Origin of the sequence: Roseixanthobacter pseudopolyaromaticivorans, assembly GCF_043195145.2 — a bacterium.
GTDB lineage: Bacteria > Pseudomonadota > Alphaproteobacteria > Rhizobiales > Xanthobacteraceae > NCEH01.
The window spans coordinates 3,011,415-3,034,864 of the sequence record NZ_CM195539.1 but is presented as its reverse complement, the minus strand read 5'-3'; the positions used below and the strand labels follow the sequence as shown (position 1 = coordinate 3,034,864).

Annotated in this window: 14 protein-coding genes; 10 read left to right on the top strand and 4 right to left on the bottom strand. The window is 66.9% G+C overall.

Annotated features, from left to right (window positions below; all coding sequences use genetic code 11):
* Window positions 1-26 precede the first annotated feature (26 nt).
* Window positions 27-866, top strand: coding sequence for a tryptophan synthase subunit alpha (gene trpA, locus V5F68_RS14530; RefSeq protein WP_394013237.1), 840 nt, complete (start codon window positions 27-29; stop codon window positions 864-866).
* A gap of 108 nt (window positions 867-974) precedes the next feature.
* On the top strand, window positions 975-2,060 hold the full coding sequence (locus V5F68_RS14525) for a linear amide C-N hydrolase (protein ID WP_394013236.1): 1,086 nt from the start codon (window positions 975-977) through the stop codon (window positions 2,058-2,060).
* A 43-nt stretch (window positions 2,061-2,103) separates the two neighbouring features.
* Here V5F68_RS14525 and mctP read toward each other — a convergent pair whose 3' ends face one another.
* Both mctP and V5F68_RS14515 read right to left on the bottom strand, forming a co-directional pair.
* On the bottom strand, window positions 2,104-3,591 hold the full coding sequence (gene mctP, locus V5F68_RS14520) for a monocarboxylate uptake permease MctP (protein ID WP_394013235.1): 1,488 nt from the start codon (window positions 3,589-3,591) through the stop codon (window positions 2,104-2,106).
* Window positions 3,588-3,755 carry a DUF3311 domain-containing protein gene (locus tag V5F68_RS14515; RefSeq protein WP_394013234.1) on the bottom strand — a complete coding sequence of 56 codons (168 nt, stop codon included), beginning with the start codon at window positions 3,753-3,755 and terminating at the stop codon, window positions 3,588-3,590. Before V5F68_RS14515 ends, mctP begins: the two co-directional genes overlap by 4 nt.
* Window positions 3,756-4,017: 262 nt before the next feature.
* Here V5F68_RS14515 and accD point away from each other — a divergent pair, with 262 nt between their 5' ends.
* Entirely contained in the window at window positions 4,018-4,911 is an 894-nt protein-coding gene (gene accD, locus V5F68_RS14510; protein WP_394013233.1) for an acetyl-CoA carboxylase, carboxyltransferase subunit beta, read from the top strand.
* A 53-nt stretch (window positions 4,912-4,964) separates the two neighbouring features.
* Window positions 4,965-6,290 (top strand): bifunctional folylpolyglutamate synthase/dihydrofolate synthase, encoded by a 1,326-nt coding sequence (locus tag V5F68_RS14505; RefSeq protein WP_394013232.1) that lies wholly within the window; start codon window positions 4,965-4,967, stop codon window positions 6,288-6,290.
* Window positions 6,291-6,318: 28 nt separating this feature from the next.
* Here V5F68_RS14505 and V5F68_RS14500 read toward each other — a convergent pair whose 3' ends face one another.
* Entirely contained in the window at window positions 6,319-6,525 is a 207-nt protein-coding gene (locus tag V5F68_RS14500; RefSeq protein WP_394013231.1) for a hypothetical protein, read from the bottom strand.
* 166 nt (window positions 6,526-6,691) lie between these two features.
* On the opposite strand from V5F68_RS14500, the gene V5F68_RS14495 reads away from it, so the two are divergent.
* The gene (locus V5F68_RS14495) at window positions 6,692-7,642 is read left to right on the top strand and encodes an acetyl-CoA carboxylase carboxyltransferase subunit alpha (RefSeq protein WP_394013230.1); all 951 of its coding nucleotides are present in this window, start codon (window positions 6,692-6,694) and stop codon (window positions 7,640-7,642) included.
* A gap of 176 nt (window positions 7,643-7,818) precedes the next feature.
* Window positions 7,819-8,994: a L,D-transpeptidase family protein gene (locus V5F68_RS14490; protein ID WP_394013229.1), complete on the top strand. Its 1,176-nt coding sequence runs from the start codon at window positions 7,819-7,821 to the stop codon at window positions 8,992-8,994.
* Window positions 8,995-9,397: 403 nt separating this feature from the next.
* Here V5F68_RS14490 and secA read toward each other — a convergent pair whose 3' ends face one another.
* The gene (gene secA / locus V5F68_RS14485) at window positions 9,398-12,175 is read right to left on the bottom strand and encodes a preprotein translocase subunit SecA (RefSeq protein WP_394013228.1); all 2,778 of its coding nucleotides are present in this window, start codon (window positions 12,173-12,175) and stop codon (window positions 9,398-9,400) included.
* 469 nt (window positions 12,176-12,644) lie between these two features.
* Between secA and V5F68_RS14480 the strand changes: the two genes are divergently transcribed.
* From V5F68_RS14480 to V5F68_RS14465, 4 genes are all read left to right on the top strand, one after another.
* The gene (locus V5F68_RS14480) at window positions 12,645-13,925 is read left to right on the top strand and encodes an efflux RND transporter periplasmic adaptor subunit (RefSeq protein ID WP_394013226.1); all 1,281 of its coding nucleotides are present in this window, start codon (window positions 12,645-12,647) and stop codon (window positions 13,923-13,925) included.
* Between the two features lie 31 nt (window positions 13,926-13,956).
* A complete protein-coding gene (locus V5F68_RS14475) occupies window positions 13,957-17,166 on the top strand; it encodes an efflux RND transporter permease subunit (RefSeq protein ID WP_394013225.1) in 3,210 nt (1,069 codons plus the stop codon).
* A 135-nt stretch (window positions 17,167-17,301) separates the two neighbouring features.
* Entirely contained in the window at window positions 17,302-20,637 is a 3,336-nt protein-coding gene (locus V5F68_RS14470; protein ID WP_394013223.1) for a transglutaminase family protein, read from the top strand.
* A gap of 291 nt (window positions 20,638-20,928) precedes the next feature.
* Entirely contained in the window at window positions 20,929-23,445 is a 2,517-nt protein-coding gene (locus tag V5F68_RS14465) for a circularly permuted type 2 ATP-grasp protein (protein ID WP_394013222.1), read from the top strand.
* The last annotated feature ends 5 nt before the right edge of the window (window positions 23,446-23,450 follow it).

Genomic DNA, 23,450 nt, shown 5'->3' with positions numbered 1-23,450 from the left:
CGCAGGGGACGAACAAAAGACGCATCATGACCACCCGCATCACCGCTCGCTTCGCCGCCCTTGCCGCCGAAGGCCGTCCCGGCCTCGTCACCTTCATCACGGCGGGCGATCCCGATGCCGCGACCTCCCTGGCAGTGCTCAAAGCATTGCCGGCGGCCGGGGCGGACGTGATCGAACTCGGCGTCCCGTTCACCGATCCTATGGCGGACGGCCCGGCGATCCAGGCCGCCGGCTTGCGGGCGCTCAAAGGCGGGCAGACGCTGGCGAAGACGCTGGCCATGGTCCGCGCCTTCCGCAAGGGCGACGGAGCGACCCCGATCGTGCTGATGGGCTATTACAACCCCATCTATATTTACGGCGTTTCACGCTTCCTGGCCGATGCGAAAGACGCCGGCGTGGACGGCCTCATCGTGGTGGATCTGCCGCCCGAGGAGGACGACGAGCTCTGCCTTCCGGCGCTTGCCGCCGGCCTCGACTTCATCCGACTGGCGACACCGACCACCGACGACAAGCGCCTGCCGGCGGTGCTCGCCCATACGGCGGGCTTCGTCTATTACGTCTCGATCACCGGCATCACGGGCGCTGCGACGCCGGACGCCGATTTGGTCTCCGCCGCCGTGGCGCGGATCAAGCGGCATACCGACCTGCCGGTGGCGGTGGGCTTCGGGGTGAAGACACCGGCTCAGGCGGCGGCGATCGCGGCCGGCGCCGACGCGGTGGTGGTCGGCTCGGCCCTGGTGGACGTCGTGCGCGCTTCGCTCGACGAAAAGGGCGTCGCGACACCCCGCACCGTGGCTGACGTCGAAGCTCTGGTGCGCGATCTCGCTGCGGCGGTGCGCGGCGTCTCCCGTCAGGCGGCCGAGTAAGGCCATCCCTTATTCCGCCGATCGCGAACACAGGCGTTCTTGATCCGCCTCATGGCGGCGGGGAAGCCAGCCGGTCGATGCTTCCTCCCATCCTAATGGGAGGTTCACATGCTTCACTCGCGTGCCACCCGCTTCATTGCCGCCCTACTTGCCGGTTCACTGCTGGCGGCAAGCCCGGCCGCCGCTTGTACCCGGGCGCTGTATGTCGGCGCCGACGGCCTCGTCATCACCGGCCGGTCGATGGATTGGGCGGAGGATATGCGCACCAATCTCTGGGCTTTTCCAAAGGGCATGGCGCGCGACGGCGCTGCCGGGCCCACGGCGCCCAAATGGGTCTCGAAATACGGCAGCCTGATCGCCTCGGGTTATGATGTCGGCACCGCCGACGGCATCAATGAAGAGGGGCTGGTGGTGAACCTGCTCTATCTTGATGAATCCGACTATGGCCGCGACACCGGCAAGCCGCCGATGTCGATTTCGGTATGGGCCCAGTATGTGCTCGACATGTTCGGCTCGGTCTCCGAAGCGGTGGCAGCGCTGGAGAAGGAGCCGTTCCGCATCGTCGCGCCGGTCCTGCCGAACGGGTCCCCCGCGCAGCTCCACCTCGCGCTGTCCGACGCCAGCGGCGATTCCGCCATCCTCGAATATATCGGTGGCAAGCTCGTCATCCACCATGGCAAGCAATATCAGGTGATGACCAACTCGCCGACGTTTGACCAGCAATTGGCGCTCAACGCCTATTGGGAAGAGATCGGCGGGCTCACCTTCCTGCCCGGCACGAACCGCGCTTCGGATCGCTTCGCCCGCGCCTCGTTCCTCATCCACGCTGTGCCCAAGCAGGCCGATCCGCGCTTCATTTCGGCGGTTCCGGGGCAGAGCTATGCCAACCAGGCCGCGCTCAGCGTGCTCGGGGTGATGCGCAGCGTCGGCGTGCCACTCGGCATCACCACGCCGAACCAGCCGAACATCTCCTCATCCCTTTGGCGCAGCGTCGCGGACCAGAAGAACAAGGTCTATTTTTTCGATTCTTCCACCAGCCCCAACGCATTCTGGGTGCCGCTCGCCGATCTCGACCTGAAGGCTGGCGCGCCGGTGAAGAAGCTGACGCTTGAAGGCGGCAAGGTCTATTCCGGCAATGCGGCGGCGCAGTTCGAGGTGGCGACGCCCTTCACCTTCCTGCCGGCGAAGAACTAAGGGCGCCTTGGCCCCGCCCCGGTCAACCGGGGCGGGGAGAGGGTCAGGCGCGTGCCGTGCGACGGGGCGAAACGACGTCCAGCAGCAGCGTGCCAACAGCCGCGACCAGCAGATTGGCGGCCAGTGCCAGCAGGCCCACATAGATCGTGTACGACTCGCCCCCGAGGATCATGCGGTGCACCGGCACCAGCCCATCGGAAAACACGATGAACGATCCGCCGATGATGCCCACGGCCCAGCCGGCCAGCAGCGCGCCGGCCCGGAACCAGCGCGTGAACAGACCGAACACCACGGCGGGGAAGGTCTGGAGGATCCAGAGGCCGCCCAACAATTGCAGGTCGATGGCGAACTTGGTCGGCAGGAAGATGATGCAGGCGAGGGCGCCCACCTTCACCACCAGCGACACGATCTTGGCCACCTGCGCTTCGCCCGCGTCGGTGACGGCCGGGTTCACATAGGCCTTCCACACGTTGCGGGTGAACAGGTTGGAGGCGCCGATGGACATCACCGCCGCCGGCACCAGCGCGCCGATGCCGATTGCGGCGAAGGCGAAGCCCGCAAACCAGCTCGGGAACAGGGTCTTGAACAGCACGGGCACCACGTCCGTGGGGCTGGTCACCTTCACGCCGGCCGCATGCGCCATGTAGCCGAGCAGGGCGATGAGGCCGAGCAGCACCGTATAGGCCGGCAGCAGGATCGCGTTCTTGCGGATGGTGTCGGCGCTCTGCGCCGCGAACACGCCAGTCAGGGTGTGTGGATACATGAAGGCGGCAAGCGCCGAGCCGAGCGCCAGCGTCGCATAAGGCAGCATCTGCTGGGGCTGGAGGGTGAGGCCGGTGGCGCCGCCCTTGGCCTGGAAGGCGAGGTCCGCAGCATGGAACACCGCGCCATAGCCGCCGAGCACCATGGGCACCAGCACCACCGCCACCAGCACGACCACATAGATCATGATGTCCTTGACGAAAGCGATCAGCGCCGGCGCCCGCAGGCCCGCCGAATAAGTATAGAGCGCGAGGATCAGGAAGGCGGCGATGATGGGGAATTCCCCTGTCAGCCCCATGGCCGAGATCACCGCCTGCATGCCCACCAGTTGAAGCGCGATGTAAGGCATGGTCGCGATGAGGCCGGTGATTGCGACCACCAGCTCCAGCGCACGGCTGCCGTACATGCCGTGGACCACGTCCGCCGCCGTCACATGCCCGCTGGCATGGGCGACCTTCCACAGCTTGGGCATGACGAGAAAGATGAAGGGATAGACGATGATCGTGTAGGGCAGGGCGAAGAAGCCGTAGGCGCCCACCGCATAGACCAGCGCCGGCACCGCGATGACCGTATAAGCGGTGTAGAAATCGCCGCCCACCAGGAACCAGGTGATCCAGACCCCGAACTGGCGCCCGCCAAGGCCCCATTCCTCGAGCTTGGCGTGGTCATCGGCTGCCTTCCAGCGCGATGCGATGAAGCCCATCACGGTGACGAGCGCGAAAAAAAACAGGAAGACCGACAGCGCGGTCCAATCGATGGACCCGATCATTCCTTGGTCGCCTTATATACGACGAAGGTCAAAAGCGAGGTCACCGGTACCCACGCCAATTGATACCAATAAAAGAACGGAAAGCCGAAAAGCTCGGGCAGGCGTTCATTGTAGAACGGCACCCACAGCAGCCCGATGAAAGGCAAGAGCAGGAGGAAGCGCACCTTTGGGAAACCTTCTGGTTCTTAGTCGGAGGGGCGCTTAAACCGTTTAAGAAACAGGGTCCAATCAAAAATGCGGGCGCATTTTCATTCCCTAACGGAATAATCATCTGTCGCCGTGGTTTCGCCACCATGCGCGCCCAAGCCCTGTTGCGAGATTACGCAAGGGTCGGCGGCGCGGGGAATTGCGCAGCGCAGCGCGACCGCACTTCCGTTCCTGCCCGCTCGGTATTACATGGAGCGCGCCACAGCCGGAGCATCCTCCTTGAATTGGATTTCCAACGTCGTCCGCCCGAAGATCCGCGATTTCCTGGCCCGCCGGGATGTGCCGGAGAATCTGTGGGTGAAGTGCCCGGAAACCGGGCAGATGGTGTTCCACAAGGATCTGGAGGCCAATCTCTATGTGATACCGGGTTCCGGCTATCACATGCGCATGGATGCCGTGAAACGGCTGAAAGCGACGTTCGATGACGGCGCCTATGAAGAGGTGGCCTTGCCCGAGGTGGCCATCGACCCGCTGAAGTTCCGCGACGAGCGGCGCTATGCGGATCGCCTCAAGGACGCCCGCACCAAGACCGGGATGCAGGATGCCGTGAAGGTCGCGACCGGCCTGCTGGAAGCCCTGCCGGTGACCATCGCGGTGCAGGATTTCGGCTTCATGGGCGGCTCGCTCGGCATGGCGGCAGGCGAAGCGGTGGTCAAGGGGCTTCAAACCGCCGCCGAGAAGGGCACGCCCTTCATCATGTTTGCAGCCTCCGGCGGCGCGCGCATGCAGGAGGGCATCCTCTCCCTCATGCAGATGCCGCGCACCACCGTGGCGATCCAGGAACTGCGCGAGGCGAAGAAGCCTTACATCGTGGTCCTCACCAACCCCACCACGGGCGGTGTCACCGCCTCCTACGCCATGCTGGGCGACATCCAGATCGCCGAACCGGGCGCCCTCATTGGCTTTGCGGGTCCGCGCGTGATCGAGCAGACCATTCGCGAGAAGCTTCCGGATGGCTTCCAGCGTGCGGAATATCTGCGCGAGCACGGCATGATCGACATGGTGGTGCATCGCCACCAAATGCGCGAGACGCTGGGCCGGCTGTGCCGCATCCTGGTGAAGGCGCCGGCCGTGCCGCCCAAGGGGCGCCTGCCGCGCCCCGCCACCGCGTGAGCTCCATCCACCCATTGCGCCGCGCGGCCGCAGCCGCGCAGGGGTAGAAGACGATGTCCCTCTCCCGCCCCGTCGGCGGACCCGACGCCATTCTGGAGCGCCTCGCGGCGCTCCATCCCCAGCGCATCGACCTGTCGCTGGATCGGGTCCATCGCCTGCTCGCCGCGCTCGACCATCCCGAACTGCGCCTGCCTCCCGTCATTCACGTGGCGGGTACCAACGGCAAGGGGTCGACCATCGCTTTCCTGCGCGCGGCGCTGGAAGCGGCGGGAAAGCGCGTGCACGTCTACACTTCGCCCCATCTGGTGCGGTTCAACGAGCGCATCCGTCTCGCCGGCGCGCTGGTGAGCGATGAAGCCCTTTCGGACGCGCTCGACCAGGTGGAAACCGCCAATGCGGGTCAGCCCATCACCCTTTTCGAGATCACGACAGCGGCAGCCTTCGTCCTGTTCGCGCAGGTGCCGGCGGATGTGCTGATGCTGGAAGTGGGCCTCGGCGGGCGGCTCGACGCCACCAATGTGGTCGATGCCCCGCTCGCCAGCGTCATCACGCCGCTGTCCATCGACCATGTGGACTTTCTCGGGCCGACCCTTGAGCTGATCGCCGCCGAGAAGGCCGGCATCATCAAGCGCCGCGTCCCGGTGATCGTTGCCGCCCAGCCCGACGAGGCGCTGGAGGTGATCGAGCGCGCGGCGGCGCGCAAGCTGGCGCCGGTGTTCGCGCGCGGCCAGCAATGGACGGTGCATGAGGAGGCGGGCCGGCTCGTCTATTCCGACGAGGCGGGCCTGCTGGATCTGCCGCGGCCGCGCCTGATGGGCGCGCACCAGATCGACAATGCCGGCCTTGCGGTCGCGACCTTGCGCGCGCTGCCGCAATTGGGCGTGACCGCCGCCGCCATCGAGGACGGGCTGCGCGCCGCGGACTGGCCGGCACGACTTCAGCGCTTGGCGCCGGGGCCTCTCACGGCCCGCGCGCCGGGGGATGTGGAAGTGTGGCTCGACGGCGGGCACAATGCCGCGGGCGGCGCCGCGCTCGCCAATGCCTTGGCGGAGCTTGAGGAGCGCTATGCGCGCCCGCTGGTGATGATCGTGGGCATGCTGGGCTCGAAGGATGTCTCGGCATTCCTGGCGCCGTTCGCGGGCCTCGCCCGCGAGGTGATCGCGGTTCCGGTCCCGGGCGAGCACAAGGGCCTGTCGCCGGAGGAGGTGGCTGCCGCCGCCGCTGCGCTTGGCATGTCCGGTTCGGTGGCGCGGGATGTGGGCGCAGCGTTGGATGGGCTCGCGTCCTTTCCACTCGTGCCGCCGCCGCGCGTTTTGATCGCCGGCTCGCTTTATCTGGCAGGCGCCGTCCTGCAGGAGAACGGCACCGCCTTGCTCTGAGACCCTCGCATCGGACAGCCCACTTTCTTCAGCCGGAGGTCGCGTCCTCGTTCGGCTTATGGGGGTCGGGCAGGGCACCGGTGCCCGGCGTCTTGGCGGGATCGGTCAGGGCCGGCTTGGCATGGGGCCCGGCCGCGGGCTTGGCGGTAGCCTTGTCTTGAGACGGTGGCCGGGCTCTGGCGTCTTTGTCGGCCTTGGTCTGATCGAAAGCGGGGTGTCTCGGTGACACGGTCATGCAGGGTTCTCCTGTGTAATCCATTGGGATATAACGCAGCAGGACACATCCGGTTGCCTCGGCGGCAGGTGCACCTTGACTTACCGCGCCGCGAAGAGCAGCTTCCGGCCGCGCCATGAGGTGCCGGACAGAGCGTCCATTGATCCCCCAAAACCCACGGACAGGCATGCGCAGCTATTTGGACTTCGAGAAGCCGGTGGCCGAGCTCGAGGCGAAGGTGGAAGAACTGCGGGCACTTTCGAGCGGGGACGGCGTCGCCATTGCCGACGACGTGACGCGCCTTGAGGCTAAGGCGGCCGACGCCCTGGCGCAGCTCTATTCCACGCTCACCCCGTGGCAGAAGACCCTGGTGGCGCGCCATCCCGCGCGGCCGCATTTCGGCGATTTCGCCAAGGGCCTGTTCGACGAATTCACGCCCATGGCGGGCGATCGCAAATACGGCGAGGACGAAGCCATCATCGGCGGCTTCGCGCGCTTCCGGGGCGAACCCGTGTGCGTGATCGGCCACGAGAAGGGCTCCACCACCGAGACCCGCATCCGTCACAATTTCGGCATGGCGCGTCCTGAAGGCTATCGCAAGGCCGCGCGCCTGATGGAGCTGGCGGACCGCTTCAATGTGCCGATGATCGCGTTGGTCGATACCGCCGGCGCTTATCCCGGCATCGGCGCCGAGGAGCGCGGGCAGGCCGAGGCCATCGCCCGCTCCACCGACGCCTGCCTCGCGCTGGGCGCGCCCAACGTGGCGGTCGTGATCGGGGAGGGCGGCTCCGGCGGCGCCATCGCCATCGCCACGGCCAATAAGGTGCTGATGCTGGAGCACGCTGTCTACAGCGTGATCTCGCCCGAAGGCGCGGCTTCCATCCTGTGGCGCGACACCGCCAAGGCGCAGGAGGCGGCGACCAATATGAAGATCACGGCCCAGGACCTGGTGCGATTCGGCGTCGTCGATTCCATCATCAAGGAGCCCACCGGCGGGGCCCATCGCGACCCCAAGGCGGCCATCACCGCGACCGGGGATGCCATTGCCGAGGCGTTGAGCGGCATGGCCGGGATGGACGCGACAGCCGTGCGCAAGGCACGGCGGGCAAAGTTCCTGGCGATTGGACGCACCCTGTAGAGTGGACTTCTAGCGCTTTGTCTGGAACCATCTCATATTGGCCGTAATTCGCCGGTCATGTGCGGCTAACAAGCACTAATTTATCGCTTTTTCGCCATCATATGGTAACGCGCCGTCAAGGGTGGACCTTGCATCATGGCTCTTAGTGCGCCCGAAACGGACCTTGGAGTTCTGCGTTGAGCCGTCCGCTTCCCTTCTTTTCCCGTCTTCGCCTTGCTGCGCTGGCCGCCACCGCTGCGGTGGTTCTCGCCGGCTGCAACGGTCAGGGCGATTTGTCTCGGCGCTCCCAGCAGCCCTTGTCGCCGCAGATGGTCACCCTGATCCAGGAGAAGGGCATGACGCCCTCCAGCCCGATCCTGGTGCGCCTGTTCAAGCAGGAATCCGAGCTTGAGGTCTGGAAGCAAAAGACCGACGGCACCTATGCGCTGCTCAAGACCTATCCCATCTGCCGCTGGTCGGGCGAGCTTGGCCCCAAGGTGAAGATGGGCGACCGCCAGGCGCCCGAGGGCTTCTATGCCATCACCCCGGCGCTGATGAATCCCAATTCCAGTTATTATCTGGCGATCAACACCGGCTTTCCGAACGCGTTCGACAAATCCTACGGCCGCACCGGCGAGTTCCTGATGATCCACGGGGACTGCTCCTCGTCGGGCTGCTACGCCATGACCGACCAGCAGATCGCCGAGATTTTCGCTCTTGCGCGGGAAAGCTTCGCGGGCGGTCAGCGCTCGTTCCAGCTCCAGGCCATGCCGTTCCGCATGACGCCGAAGAACCTTGCCCGCCATCGCACCAACCCGAACATGGCCTTCTGGCGCAACCTGAAGGAAGGCTATGACAGCTTCGAGGTGACGAAGCAGGAACCCAAGGTCAACGTGTGCGACCGGCACTATGTGTTCAACGCGCAGGTGGAAGGCGGGCGCGGCTTCGATGCTTCCGCTCCCTGCCCGAGCTATACCGTGCCTGCCGAGATCGCCGGCGCCATCGCCGCCAAGCGCATGGCCGACGACCAGCAGATCGCCGCGCTGTCGAAATCGCTGCCCGTGGATCCGGTGCGGACCGGAACCGACGGCGGCATGCATCCGGTGTTCCTCGCCAAGTTCCGCCCGGTCGGCACCGAGGCGAATGACTACACGGTGGACGTGAACGGAACGCCGCCCGGCGAGATGCCCGAGACGACGCGCCCGCCGGGCGTTTCTCCCGAGAGCCAGGTGGCCGAATCGAACGCGCCGGTGCGTCCGGGCCCCGTGCAACAGACCGCTAGCCTGAACGGCCAGGTCGCCGGCACCGCGTCGGTGCTGCAGGGCTCCACGGCCATTGTCACCCCGGGTGCGTTCTCCTCCAGCGCGCGCTAGGCCGGTCGAAAATCCTGCTCCGGCGCCTCCAGGGTGCGTCTTCCGGGCGAAAATGTTTCACGTGAAACAATGAGTTAGCGCGGACGAAGTGTGGTTTAAGGCCGCTTCTCCGCGGGTTTTCGGCGGACGAAACCGGCATTTCGGGCGAACGTTCGCCGCAGATGAATCCGGAGCGCCGCTCCGGTTCAAATCGCCCCTCGGACGCCCCTCCGTCCCCCTCCGCTCCCGTCCGGCCGCTTTGGCGCCCGCTTCATCGCGATCGGCCGACGGGCAGGCGGGCGCAAACAAAAACGCCCGGCTCAGCCGGGCGTTTTGATTCAGGGAGCCAAGCCTCAGACGCGGCAGGCTCCAGACGCGGCAGGCCTCAGACGCGGGAAGCCTCGGGCCGCAGGCGCCGCGCGTCTCAGGCGAAGCGGCCGTGGCAGTGCTTAAACTTCTTGCCGGAGCCGCACGGGCAGTTCTCGTTGCGGCCCACCTTGCCCCAGGTGGAGGGGTCGTTGGGATCGCGCGCCGCGACCGCGATGTCGCCCGCCAGGTCCGGCTGGGGCCGGGTGCCGATGGCGGCGGCCGAGGCGGAGAATTCATCCTCGCCCGTGCTCGCGTCGATATGGTGCCCCTCCATCACCGGCAGCGCCTCTTCCGGCGGCGGGGAGGTGACGATCTCCACGCGCATCAGCTGCGAGGTAACGATTTCCCGCAGGCGGCCAAGCATGGCGGAGAACAGCTGGAAGGCTTCGGACTTGTACTCGTTCAGCGGGTCGCGCTGGGCATAGCCGCGCAGGCCCACCACCTGGCGCAGATGGTCCAGCATGGCGATGTGCTCGCGCCACAGATGGTCCAGCGTCTGCAGCAGGATCGACTTTTCGATGTAGCGCATCAGGTCCGGGCCATACTGGCCCGCCTTGCCCGCCATCCATTCGTCGGCGCGGCGGATGATGCGCTCGGTGACTTCCGGCCCGGCGATGCCTTCCTCCTGCGCCCAGGCCTCCACCGGCAGGTCGAGGGTGAGCACGTCGCGCACGGCGAAGTCGAGGCCCTTCACATCCCATTGCTCGGGATAGGAATTTTCCGGAATGTACTTGGCGACGAGGTCGGTGATGACCGAGTGGCGCATGTCCTCCACGGTCTCGGCGATATCCGCGTCGTTCATCAGGTCGAGCCGCTGCTCGAACACCACCTTGCGCTGGTCGTTGAGAACGTCGTCATATTTCAGAACGTTCTTGCGCATGTCGTAATTGCGCGCCTCGACCTTCTGCTGGGCCTTCTCCAACGCCTTGTTGATCCAGGAGTGGATGATGGCCTCGCCTTCCTTCAGGCCGAGCTTCTGGAGCATGCCGTCCAGCCGGTCGGACCCGAAGATGCGCATCAGGTCGTCGTCGAGGGAGAGGAAGAATTTGGAGCGTCCGGGGTCGCCCTGGCGGCCGGAGCGGCCGCGCAGCTGGTTGTCGATGCGGCGGCTTTCGTGGCGCTCGGTGCCGAGCACGCACAACCCGCCGGCGGCCAGCGCCTTCTGCTTCATCTCCGCGACTTCCGCGCGGATGCGCGCTTCCGCCTCGGCCCGCTCGGGCCCTTCGGGCAGATGCTGCAATTCCTGCGCGATGCGCATTTCCACATTGCCGCCGAGCTGAATGTCGGTGCCGCGGCCCGCCATGTTGGTGGCGATGGTGATGGCGCCAGGAACGCCCGCCTGGGAGACGATATAGGCTTCCTGCTCGTGATAGCGGGCATTCAGCACCGCGAAGGCCTTCTCATGGCCGTGGCCGCTGAAGGCCGCGGGGTCTGAGAAGTCCTTCTGCTTCAGGCCGGCCTGCTTAAGCATTTCCGCCAGCAGTTCGGATTTCTCGATCGAGGTGGTGCCCACCAGCACGGGCTGCCCGCGCTCGGCGCAATCCTTGATGACCTCGATGATGGCGGCGTATTTCTCATTCGCCGTGCGATACACCTCGTCGTCATCGTCCTTGCGGGCGATGGGAACGTTAGTGGGCACTTCCACCACGTCGAGCTTGTAGATGTCGCCGAACTCGGCCGCCTCGGTATTGGCGGTGCCGGTCATGCCGCCGAGCTTTTCGTACAGGCGGAAATAATTCTGGAAGGTGATGGAGGCGAGGGTCTGGTTCTCGGGCTGAACCTGGACGTGCTCCTTGGCTTCCAGCGCCTGGTGCAGGCCTTCCGAATAGCGCCGGCCGGGCATCATGCGGCCGGTGAACTCGTCGATGATCACGACTTCGTTGTTGCGGACGATATAGTCCTTGTCGCGCTGGAACAGCGTGTGGGCCCGCAGCGCCTGGTTCACGTGGTGAACCACCGACACGTTCTCGATGTCGTAGAGGGAGGTGGACTTCAGCAAATCGGCGGCGGAGAGCATCTGCTCCATCTTCTCCATGCCGGCTTCGGTCATGGAGACGGTGCGCTGCTTCTCGTCCACCTCATAGTCGTCCTTGGTGAGGCGGGGGATATAGGTGTCGATCGTGTTGTAGAAATCCGAGCGGTCGTCGAGCGGGCCGGAGATGATGAGCGGCGTGCGTGCCTCGTCGATGAGGATCGAATCCACTTCGTCGACGATGGCGTAGAAATGCCCGCGCTGCACCATGTGCGCGCGGTCGTATTTCATATTGTCGCGCAGATAGTCGAAGCCCAGCTCGTTGTTGGTGGCATAGGTCACGTCGCTGGCATAGGCGGCGCGGCGCTGGTCGTCGTCCAGGCCGTGAACGATGATGCCGGTGGTGAGGCCGAGGAAGTTATAGACCTTCGCCATCCATTCGGCGTCGCGGCGGGCGAGGTAGTCATTCACCGTCACCACGTGCACGCCCTTGCCGGCGAGCGCGTTGAGATAGACCGGCAGGGTGGCGACGAGGGTCTTGCCCTCGCCGGTCTTCATTTCGGCGATGTCACCATTGTGCAGCACCATGCCGCCGATCAGCTGCACGTCGAACGGCCGCAGGCCGAGCACGCGCTTGGCCGCCTCGCGCACCGTGGCGAAGGCGGGCACCAGCAGATCGTCAAGCTTCTTGCCGGCGGCGAGCTGGGCGCGGAATTCGGCCGTGCGTGCGCGCAGCTGATCGTCCGAAAGCGCCGAGACCTCCGGTTCCAGCGCGTTGATCGCCGCCACCATGGGCCGAAATCCGCGGACCATGCGGTCGTTCGCGGAGCCGAAGATCTTGCGGGCAATTCCACCTAGCATCGTGACGTCTCAATTCCGTCCCGTCTCTTGTAGCGGAGGGGCGGAGACGGGCCGCCGGACCCTCCGGTCCATGAACTCGCCTTTACGACACGCGCAATGCGGCGCCAGCAAGTCCACGCTTGATATTCGCTTCACCCGACGCCGAGTGCGCGCCCCCTTCCGGCCGAAATGCCGTCGCGGCGCACGAGCCCATCCAGGATACGACGGGAGACTTATGAACGGGTCGCAGGCTTGTCAATGAGAGCCGGGCGCGCGGCGGCGCCTTGGCGGCCGATATTCCCCTTCGGAACGCGGCGGCCGCGAATTTACCGCGGTATGCCGCACTGCGAACCGTGAGGTGTCATGGACTTGTCCGAGGGTGCTAAGTAGTATCCCGCACAATTGAGGTCCCGGGGGATTTACGATGATGGGGCGGGTAATGCGTGTTTGCCGCGTCGGCTTGAATGCTGGCTTGCAGGCAGGCCTGGGCGTGGCTGGAACTCCGGCCCGGCTCGCGCTTGCGGTCCCCGTGATCGCGGTGGCGCTCGCGGGCTGCGAGGAAAAGAACACCTACGTCGCCCCGCCGCCCCCCACCGTTACCGTCGCCGAAGTGGGCTCCCAGCCCGTGGTGCGCTATCTCGAACTGACCGGCAACACCGCATCGATCAATACGGTGGACCTCAACGCCCGCGTCCAGGGCTTCCTGACCGACATTAAATATAAGGACGGCGCCCTGGTCCGGAAGGGCACCGTGCTGTTCGTGATCGAACAGGATCAGTACAAGGCCAACCTCGCCCAGGCCCAGGCCACGCTTTCCGCCAACCAGGCGCTGCAGGTGCAGGCCGAGGCCGAATTCAACCGGCAGAATCAGCTGGCTAAGCAGGACTTCGCTTCCCAGGCCACCCTCGACCAGGCCCGCGCCAAGCGCGACCAGGCGGTGGCGAACGTGCAGAACGCCCAGGCCTCGCTCGACATCGCGAAGATCAACCTCGGCTATACCGAAGTGGTCGCGCCGTTCGACGGCGTGGTGACCGCCCATCTCCAGGACGTGGGCGCCCTGGTCGGCTACAGCGGCCCCACCAAGCTCGCCACGATCGTCGAAGTGAACCCCATCTATGTGTGGTTCTCGCTGTCCGAGACCCAGGTGCTGAACATCAAGGAAGGCCTCGCCAAGCAGGGCCGCACCTTGCAGTCGGTGGCGCAGGATCTCGCCAACATCCCGGTCGAGATCGGCCTGCAGACCGAGCAGGGCTATCCCCACGCCGGCAAGCTCGATTACGTCGCCCCGCAGGTCGACCCCAACACCGGCACGCTGACCGTGCGCGGCATCTTCGACAACAAGGACCTGGCGCTGATTCCCGGCCTGTTCGCGCGGGTGCGCCTGCCGCTCGGCCCGGCCACCGACATGGTGGTGGTCAATGACGCGGCCATCGGCACCAACCAGAGCGGCAGCTATGTGCTGACCGTGGATTCCACGGGCAAGGTTGCCGAGCAGGTGGTGCACCTCGGGCAGATGCAGGACAACGGCCTGCGCGCGCTCGCCTCCGGCCTCTCCGCGGGCACCCAGGTGGTGGTCAACGGCCTGCAGCGCGCCGTGCCCGGCTCCAGGGTGACGGTCGAGAAGGGGAGCATGACCCCGCCGGCGCAGAAGAAGCCCATCACGCCGGCCATGAACACGCCGGCCACCACCCCCGCCGCAACGACCCCGGCTGCGCCGGCGCCCGCAGCGCCCACGCCGCCCGCCGCGACCCCCGCGGCGCCGAAGAACTGACGACCGATCCCTCGAACCACAGGCGGCGAACATGATCTCGCGCTTTTTCATCGAGCGACCGGTCCTAGCCAACGTCCTCGCTCTGCTTTTCGTCCTGATCGGCTCGGTCTGCCTCATCCGCCTGCCGGTGGCGCAATATCCCAATATCGTGCCGCCCACCGTCACGGTGACCACCAGCTATCCCGGCGCGAGCGCCAAGACCATCGTCGACACGGTGGCCCTGCCCATCGAGCAGCAGGTCAACGGCGTCCAGGACATGCTCTACATGCAGTCCTGGGCGGCCAGCGACGGCACCTATACGCTGGTCGTGACCTTCGCCATCGGCACCGACCCGAACATGGCGCAGGTGCTGGTGCAGAATCGCGTGTCCATCGCCTTGGCCTCGCTGCCCTCGGCGGTGTCGACCCAGGGCGTCACGGTGCTCCAGAAGGGCACCTCGATCCTGGAGTTCGTGGCGCTGACCTCGCCGGACGGGCGCTATGACGGCCTGTTCCTTTCCAACTACGCCGCCATCTATGTGCAGAACGAACTGGCGCGTCTGAGCGGCGTCGGCAACGTGCTCATCTTCGGCGCCGGCGACTACGCCATGCGCGTGTGGATGGACCCGGACAAGATGCAGGCGGTGGGCCTGACGCCCTCGGACGTGGTCAACGCCATCAAGGGGCAGAGCCAGGAAGTCACCGCCGGCCAGGTGGGCATGCCGCCGGCGCCCGTGGGCACGAACTTCCAATACACGGTCAACATCCAGGGCCGCCTCAACGACGTGCCGGATTATGAGAACATCATCGTCAAGGTGGACAACCAGAACGGCGGCCGCATCCTGCGCGTGAAGGACATCGGCCGGGTCGAGCTGGGCGCGCAGAGCTACAGCAAGACCTTCCAGCTGGACAACAAGCCGGCCACCGGCATCGCCATCTTCCAATTGCCCGATGCCAACGCGCTCGATGTGGCGGCAGCGGTCAAGGCGAAGATGGAGCAGCTGAAGACCTCCTTCCCCGAAGGCGTCGCCTATACCGTCCCGTTCGACACCACGCTGTTCGTCGCCGCCTCCATCAGCGAGGTCTACAAGACCCTCTACGAGGCGGGCATCCTGGTGCTCGTGGTCATCATCCTGTTCCTGCAGGATTGGCGCGCCACCCTGGTGCCGGCGACCACCGTGCCGGTCACCATCATCGGCGCCTTCGCCGCCATGGCGGCCATGGGCTTCACCATCAACCTGTCCACCCTGTTCGCGCTCATCCTCGCCATCGGCATCGTGGTGGACGACGCCATCGTGATCGTGGAAGGCGTGGCGCGGCACATCGAGGAGGGGATGGAGGGCCAGCCGGCCGCCGAAAAGGCCATGGACGAATTGTTCGGCCCGGTCATCGGCATCACCCTTGTGCTGATGTCGGTGTTCCTGCCGGCCTCGTTCATTCCCGGCCTGACGGGCGAGATGTTCAAGCAGTTCGCGCTGGTCATCGCCGCCACGGCCTTCATCTCGGCCATCAATGCCGCGACGCTGAAGCCCACCCAGTGCGCCCTGTGGCTGCGTCCGCCGACCCCGCCGGAAAAGCGCAACGTGGTCTATCGCGGCTTCAACGCCATCTATGACCGCTGCGAACGGGCCTATACCGCGCTCATCTCGCGCATGGTCCATGTCTCCGGCCTGATGGTGCTGGTGGCGCTGGCCCTCATCGGGCTCGCCGGCTACGGCCTCACCCGCGTGCCCACCTCGTTCCTGCCCATCGAGGACCAGGGCTATGTGGTGCTGGCGGTGCAATTGCCGGACGGCGCCTCGACCGAGCGCACCCAGGCCATCGTCAACCGCGCCTCGGATGTCGCCCAGAAAACCCCGGGCGTGCAGACGGTGCTCGGCATCACCGGCATTTCCGCGCTCGACAACAACGCGACGCTGAGCAGCGCCGGCGTGCTCTATGTCACGTTCAACGACTGGAGCGTGCGCGACAAGCAGAAGGGCCAGGACCTCCTGTCCATCTACACCCACCTGAACACGGAGCTGGGCAAAATCCAGGAAGCCAGCATCGCGGTGCTCGTGCCCCCGGCCATCCAGGGCATCGGCAATGCCGCCGGCTTCACCATGCAGCCGCAGATCCGCGACGGCAATTTCGACTATGTCCTGCTGGACCGCGTGGCGAATGCGATCATCGAGAAGGGGCAGGCGCAATCCTCCCTGTCGCATCTGTCCACCTCGTTCCGCGTGGGCGCGCCGCAATTGCAGGTGGATGTGAACCGCATCAAGGCAGAGACCCTCGGCGTCACGGTGAACCAGGTGTTCAGCGCGGTCTCCACCTATGTGGGGTCCGCCTACGTCACCCAGATCAACAAGTTCGGCAACGTGTTCCAGGTGTATGCGCAGGCCGATTCCAAGGCGCGTATTTCGCCGGAGGACCTGAACAATCTGAAGGTGAAGGCGGCCAATGGCACCATGGTGCCCCTCGGGACCCTGATCGACATCCGCGTCATCCCCGGCGCGCCGCTGATCTCGCTCTACAATCTGTATCCGACCGCCACCATCGTCGGCACCAACGCGCCGGGCTTCTCCTCCGGTCAGGCGCTGAGCGTGATGGAGCAGATCGCCAGCGCCACGCTGCCGCCGGGCATGGGCTTCGAATGGACCGCCATGTCCTATCAGGAGAAGCAGGTCGGCTCGCAGATGTACTACGTCTTCGCGCTCGCCATCCTGCTGGTCTACATGGTGCTCGCTGGCCAGTATGAAAGCTGGATCCAGCCGCTGTCGGTCATCCTGGCGGTGCCGCTGGCGCTGCTCGGCACGGTCGGCGCGCTGGTGGGGCTGGGGATCGCGAACAATCTCTACACCCAGATCGGCCTCGTCCTGCTGATCGCGCTGGCCTCCAAGAACGCCATCCTGATCGTGGAATACGCCCGCGAGAAACGGGCGGAGGGCATGGGCATCATGGAAGCGGCGGTGGAGGCCTCGCGCCTGCGGTTCCGCCCCATCCTGATGACATCGTTCGCCTTCATCCTCGGCGTGCTGCCGCTGGTGTTCGCGACCGGAGCGGGCGCCAATTCGCGCAAGTCCATCGGCATCGCGGTGGTGAGCGGCATGCTCGCCTCCACCTGCCTCGCGGTGCTGTTCGTGCCGTCCTTCTACACGGTGCTCCAGCGCTTCGAGGAGAAGTACCTGCACAAGAAGAAGAAGCCGCACGGCGCTGCCGAGGGCGACGGCCCCGCCGCGCCGCCGGCCGGCCCGGTGCCGGGCCACCCCGCCTCCGCCTGACATCGCATCGGCAGGGCCGCCCCCCGCGGCCCTGCCTCCAAAACAGGCAATACGCGCCGCAAACTCACGCTTTCTTGAGCCGATGCGCTTGTCTAACCTCAAGCCATGCCGTGCCAACCGGAGCTGGTGACCTGAATGTCGATCCTCGCGAGCCTCCACCACGTCACCAGCTATTCCTATGACCGGCCCATCATGCTTGGGCCACAGACCGTGCGCCTGCGCCCGGCGCCGCATAGCCGCACCGACATTCCCGCCTATTCTCTGAAGATCACGCCGGCCGAGCACTTCATCAACTGGCAGCAGGACCCGTTCGGCAACTGGCTGGCGCGGCTCGTGTTTCCCGAGAAGACCACCGAGTTCAAGGTCGAGGTGGACCTGCTCGCGCGCATGTCGGTCATCAATCCGTTCGACTTCTTCATCGAGGAATACGCCGACCATTTCCCCTTCGACTACACGCCCGAGCTGAAGGCCGAGCTGACGCCCTATCTCGCGCTCGAGGACGGCGGGCCGGAGCTGGACGCCTTCGTCGCCGCCATCCCGCGCACCAAGACGCGCATGGTGGACTTCCTGGTCGGGCTCAATCAGCGCGTGCAATCGGAAGTCGGCTACGTCATCCGCATGGAGCCGGGCGTCCAGACGCCGGATGAGACGCTGAAGAGCAAGCTCGGCTCGTGCCGCGATTCCGGCTGGCTGCTGGTGCAGGTGCTGCGCCGCCTCGGCCTCGCCGCGCGCTTCGTCTCCGGCTATCTGATCCAGCTCAAGCCCGACGTGCCGGCGCTCGACGGCCCCTCCGGCACCGACGTGGACTTCACCGACCTGCATGCCTGGGCGGAAGTGTACCTGCCCGGCGCCGGCTGGATCGGCCTTGACGCCACCTCCGGGCTGCTGTGCGGCGAAGGGCATATCCCGCTGGCGGCGACCCCGCATTATCGCTCCGCCGCGCCCATCAGCGGCGGTGTCGAGCCGGCGGAAGTGGAATTCGATTTCGAAATGTCGGTGGCCCGCGTCGCCGAGGCGCCGCGCGTGACCCTGCCGTTCTCGGACGAGAGCTGGGCCGCGCTCAACGCGCTCGGCGAAAAGGTCGATGCCGACCTGCTCACCAACGACGTGCGCCTGACCATGGGCGGCGAGCCCACCTTCGTCTCCATCGACGATTATGAGGGCGCCGAATGGAACACCGCCGCCCTCGGCCCGCAGAAGCGGGTGCGCGCGGACGATCTGGCCCGGCGCCTGCGCAAGCGCTTCGCGCCCGGCGGCCTGCTGCATTACGGCCAGGGCAAATGGTATCCCGGCGAGCCGCTGCCGCGCTGGTCCTTCGGCCTGTTCTGGCGCAAGGACGGCAAGCCGATCTGGCATGACGAGACGCTGATCGCCGACGAGGCGCACGATTATGGCGTCACCACCGCCGACGCCGAGCGATTCGCGCTCGCTTTGGCCGAGCGCCTCGGCCTCGGCCGCAAATATGTGCAGCCGGCCTATGAGGACAATGCCCACTTCCTGCTGAAGGAAGCCAATTTGCCGGAGAATCTCGAGCCCGGCGACAAGCGGCTGGCGGACCCGGAATCCCGCATCACCCTCGCAAAGGCGCTCGCCGAGGGGCTGGGCAATGCGCGCGGCTTCGTCATCCCGGTGCAGCGGCTGAACGCGCGCGGCGGGCAGGGCTGGCTGAGCGAAGTGTGGAAATTCCGCCGCGGCCACCTGTTCCTGGTGCCGGGCGACAGCGCCATCGGCTTCCGCTTGCCGCTGGATTCCCTGCCGTATCTCTCGCCGATCCTCTATCCCCACACCATTCCCGCCGATCCGATGGAGCCGCGCGGCCCGCTGCCCGATCCCGACGAGATGGCGCAGGGCTACGAGCGCGACGCGGCCACCGGCCATGTGCCCTCCGCCGAGCGGGCGCGGCAGATCCTCTCCGATTATCTGGCGCGGGCGCCGCAGCCGGCCGACCAGGCGGTGCGCACCGCCGTTTCGGTCGAAGCGCGCGACGGGCGGCTGTGCGTGTTCCTGCCGCCGCTGACCACGCTGGAGGATTATCTCGCGTTCGTCTCGGCCGTGGAATCGGTCGCCGCCGAGCTGAAGATGCCGGTGCATCTGGAGGGCTATCCGCCGCCGTTCGACCCGCGCCTCCAGGTGATCGGCCTCTCGCCCGATCCCGGCGTGCTGGAAGTGAACATCCATCCCGCGTCCGACTGGAAGGGATGCGTGGAGACCACACGCATCGTCTATGAGGAGGCGCGCCTCGCCCGCCTCGGCACCGAGAAGTTCATGACCGACGGGCGCCACACCGGCACCGGCGGCGGCAATCACGTGGTGGTGGGCGGCATCACCCCGGCGGACAGCCCGTTCCTGCGCCGGCCGGACCTGCTGAAGAGCCTGCTGCTCTATTGGCAGCGCCATCCCTCGCTGTCCTACATGTTCTCCGGCGTGTTCATCGGCCCCACCTCGCAGCATCCGCGCATCGACGAGGCGCGGCACGACAGCCTGTACGAGCTGGAGATCGCCTTCTCCAAATTCCCCGCCCCGGGCACGGACCTGCCGCCGCCGCCCTGGCTGGTGGACCGCATGCTGCGCAACATCCTGATCGATGTGACGGGCAACACCCACCGCACGGAAATCTCCATCGACAAGCTCTATTCGCCGGACGGCCCCACCGGCCGTCTGGGGCTGGTGGAGTTCCGCTGCTTCGAGATGCCGCCGGACTGGCGCATGAGCCTTGCTCAGCAATTGCTGCTGCGGGCGCTCATCGCGGCGCTGTGGCGCCGGCCGCTGTCCGGTTCGCTGGTGCGCTGGGGCACGGCGCTGAACGACCGCTTCATGCTGCCCTATTACGCCTGGGCCGATTTCCAGGACGTGCTCGGCGATCTGCGCGATGCCGGCTATGATTTCGATCCGCTCTGGTTCCAGGCCCAGTTCGAGTTCCGCTTCCCGAGCTTCGGCAAGGTGCAGCGGGCGGGGGTCGATATCGAGCTGCGCCAGGCGCTGGAGCCGTGGCATGTGCTTGGCGAGGAAGCCGCCGCAGGTGGCACCGTGCGCTATGTGGACAGTTCCGTGGAGCGCGTGCAGGTGCAGGTGGATGGGTTCAATCCGGCCCGCCACGTCGTCACCTGCAACGGCCGGCGCGTTCCCCTCGCGCCGACCGGGCGCAGCGGCACCTTCGTGGCCGGCGTGCGCTACAAGGCGTGGGAGCCCTATTCCGCGCTGCATCCGACCATTCCGGTGCACACGCCCCTGGTGTTCGATCTCATCGATACCTGGAGCGGGCGCTCGCGCGGCGGGTTCGTCTATCACGTCTCCCATCCGGGCGGCCGCAGCTACGACACCTATCCGGTGAATTCCTACGAGGCGGAATCGCGCCGTCTCGCCCGGTTCGTGAACCATGGCCACACGCCGGGCGTGCCCCACGTGCCGGCGGAATCCGCGCCGGACGAATTCCCCACCACCCTCGACCTGCGGCGGCCGGCGGGACTCTGAACGCGCCGCCGGCGGCATATGCCTGCCGGCGGAAAAGAAATCGTTCCAATTCGCAGATAAGTTCTTTCCTCGCGGGAAAAGTTCGGCAAGCTAGGGACTCTGGCGATGCGCCTGCCGCAAGCGGGCCCATCGCCGGTGTCGCGTGCGGGCCGGCGGAGCGCCGCCATGCACCGCGCGTGCAAGAACCGGCATCGCCCAAGGCGGCCCGCGCGCGGCCGGTGCGGGCGGCGGCGCTGCGTGAACCGGCGGTCATGAGTCATACGAGCGGGCTCTCGGGAGGAAAAGCCAAGCGTGGACAAAGTGAGCCTGGCCGAGGACGCCAATCGCGATCCGTTCGCAGCCGCTGCGGTGGAAGCCGTTCTCGACGGCTATCAGACGCTGCCCGGCGTGCGCGACGAGATGATGGGTGCCGACGGTCGTCCACGTGCCCATTGGGTGCCGTTCCTGACCGCGCTCGCGGAACTCGGCCCGCAGGAGGTGCGCCGGCGCTTCGGCGCGGCCGACCGCTACCTGCGCGACAGCGGCGTCTTCTACCGGGTTTATGACGACAAGGGCGGCGGCGAGCGGCCCTGGGCGCTCAGCCACATTCCCCTGCTGCTGGACAAGGCCGATTGGGACAGCCTCGCCGCCGGGCTGGTCGAGCGCGCGCAATTGCTGGAATCCCTGCTGGCCGATCTCTACGGTCCCGCGCGGCTGGTCGAGCAGGGGGCGCTTCCCGCCGCCGCTGTGGCCGGCAGCCCGGAATTCCTGCGCCCGATGGTCGGCACCGTCCCGCGCGGAGGGCGGTTCCTGCGCTTCTACGCGGCCGATGTGGGGCGCGGCCCGGACGGGCGCTGGTGGGTGCTGTCCGATCGCACCCAGGCGCCCTCGGGCGTCGGCTATGCCCTGGAAAACCGCCTCGCCATGTCGCGCGCTCTGCCGGACATCTCGCGCACCATGCGCATGGACCGGCTGGCGGGGTTCTTCCAGGGCTTCCGCACCTCGCTCCTGAAGCTCGACCGCACCGGGGAGGGCCGCGTCGGCCTGATGACGCCCGGCGCGTTGAACGAGACCTATTTCGAGCACGCCCTGCTCGCCCGCTACATGGGCTTCTCCCTGGTCGAGGGCGAGGACCTCGCGGTGCGGGGCGATGCGCTCTATGTGCGCACGGTGGCCGGGCTGAAGCGCGTGGACGTGGTGCTGCGCCGGCTCGACGCGGATTTCGCAGATCCGCTGGAATTGAACGCGCGCTCGCGTCTCGGCGTGCCGGGGCTCGCCCATGTGGCGCGCATCGGCGGGGTGGCGCTGGCCAATGCGCTGGGATCGGGCCTGGTGGAGGCGCCGGCGCTCATGGCCTTCCTGCCGCGCCTCGCCATCAAGCTGCTCGGCCGCCCGCTCGCTTTGCCGCATGTGGGCACCTGGTGGTGCGGGCAGGGCGCGGAGCGCGCGCAGGTGATGGAGCATCTCGACGAACTGGTGGTCGCGTCCGCCTTCGGCACGCCAGTGCCGGGCGTGGGACGGCGCGGGTCGGTGCTCGGGGCGGATCTCACCCCCCAAGAGCGGCGGCAGCTGTCCGCGGTCATGGCGCGCCGCGGCGCCGATCTGGTGGGGCAGGATGTGGCGCGCATCTCCACCATGCCGGTGTGGACGGGTGACAAGCTCACCCCGCGCCCGTTCACGCTACGCGTGTTCCTGGCCGCAACGGAGGACGGCTGGACCGTGATGCCCGGCGGGTTCTGCCGCATCTCGGAACGGCTGGACGCGCGCGCCTTCTCGATCCAGCGCGGCGACCGCTCGGCCGATGTGTGGGTGCTGGCGGATCGCGAGGTGCCGGCCACCACCCTCCTGCCGAGCCCGGAAAATGTGCGGGTGCGCCGCTCCTCCGGCACGCTGCCGAGCCGCTCGGCGGACAATCTGTTCTGGCTCGGCCGCTATGTGGAGCGGGCCGAGGCGACCTTGCGCCTGGTGCGGGCGCTGGTGGGGCGCCTTGCGGAGACCGAGCCCGCCACCAGCCCGTTGGTGCTGCGCCTGATCACACTGCTGTCCTCCTGGGGGGCCATGCCGCGCGATTTCGCGGGGGCCTCGCCCGGGCGCTATGCCATCGCCGCCCTGACGCGGCACGATCTTCCGGGCGGCCTGCCGCAAGTGGTGAAATCCGCCCGCGCCGCCGCGTCCGTGATCCGCGACCGCTTCTCGCCGGACGCGTGGCGCGCCCTCGTGGACCTCGAAGCCTGCCTCAAGGCGCCGGTGCCGACCGCGCCCACCGAGGCCGACGCCCACGAGCGGGCGGACGCCGCGCTGCGCATCATCGCCGCCTTCTCCGGCCTCGCCAGCGAGAACATGAACCGCCTCACCGGCTGGCGTTTTCTCGAGCTTGGCCGGCGCATCGAACGGGGCATGGCGCTGCTGCGCTTTGCCCGCACCTTCGCCGAGCAGGGCGCCCCGCGCGGGGCGCTCGACGTGCTGCTGCAACTCGCCGACAGCCAGATCACCTATCGCAGCCGCTATGTGGTGATCGAGGCGCGCGGGCCGGTGCTGGACCTCGTGCTGCTGGATCCGGACAATCCCCGCTCGCTCGCCTTCCAGGTGGAGCGCATCGCCGCCCATCTGCGGGTGCTGCCGGGGCGCGACCCGGACGAGCCGCCGCCGCGCTCCGAGCGCATCATCGCCCGCATGCGCGCGGATCTGACCGCCGCCACCGCGGAATCCTTCGATATCGAGGATTTCGACGCGCTGGAAGCCGACCTCGCCCAGCTGTCGGACGAGATCGCGGCCCATTATTTCATCCAGGGGCCGGCGGCGGATGTTGCCTGGCCGGGGCAGGGGTGAGGCGC

Excerpts from the sequence above, each read along its gene's own strand:
- trpA (WP_394013237.1), top strand. The coding sequence starts at position 27 with ATGACCACCCGCATCACCGCTCGCTTCGCCGCCCTTGCCGCCGAAGGC.
- V5F68_RS14525 (WP_394013236.1), top strand. The coding sequence starts at position 975 with ATGCTTCACTCGCGTGCCACCCGCTTCATTGCCGCCCTACTTGCCGGT.
- mctP (WP_394013235.1), bottom strand. The coding sequence starts at position 3,591 with ATGATCGGGTCCATCGATTGGACCGCGCTGTCGGTCTTCCTGTTTTTT.
- V5F68_RS14505 (WP_394013232.1), top strand. The coding sequence starts at position 4,965 with ATGTCCCTCTCCCGCCCCGTCGGCGGACCCGACGCCATTCTGGAGCGC.
- V5F68_RS14500 (WP_394013231.1), bottom strand. The coding sequence starts at position 6,525 with ATGACCGTGTCACCGAGACACCCCGCTTTCGATCAGACCAAGGCCGAC.
- V5F68_RS14495 (WP_394013230.1), top strand. The coding sequence starts at position 6,692 with ATGCGCAGCTATTTGGACTTCGAGAAGCCGGTGGCCGAGCTCGAGGCG.
- secA (WP_394013228.1), bottom strand. The coding sequence starts at position 12,175 with ATGCTAGGTGGAATTGCCCGCAAGATCTTCGGCTCCGCGAACGACCGC.
- V5F68_RS14475 (WP_394013225.1), top strand. The coding sequence starts at position 13,957 with ATGATCTCGCGCTTTTTCATCGAGCGACCGGTCCTAGCCAACGTCCTC.
- V5F68_RS14470 (WP_394013223.1), top strand. The coding sequence starts at position 17,302 with ATGTCGATCCTCGCGAGCCTCCACCACGTCACCAGCTATTCCTATGAC.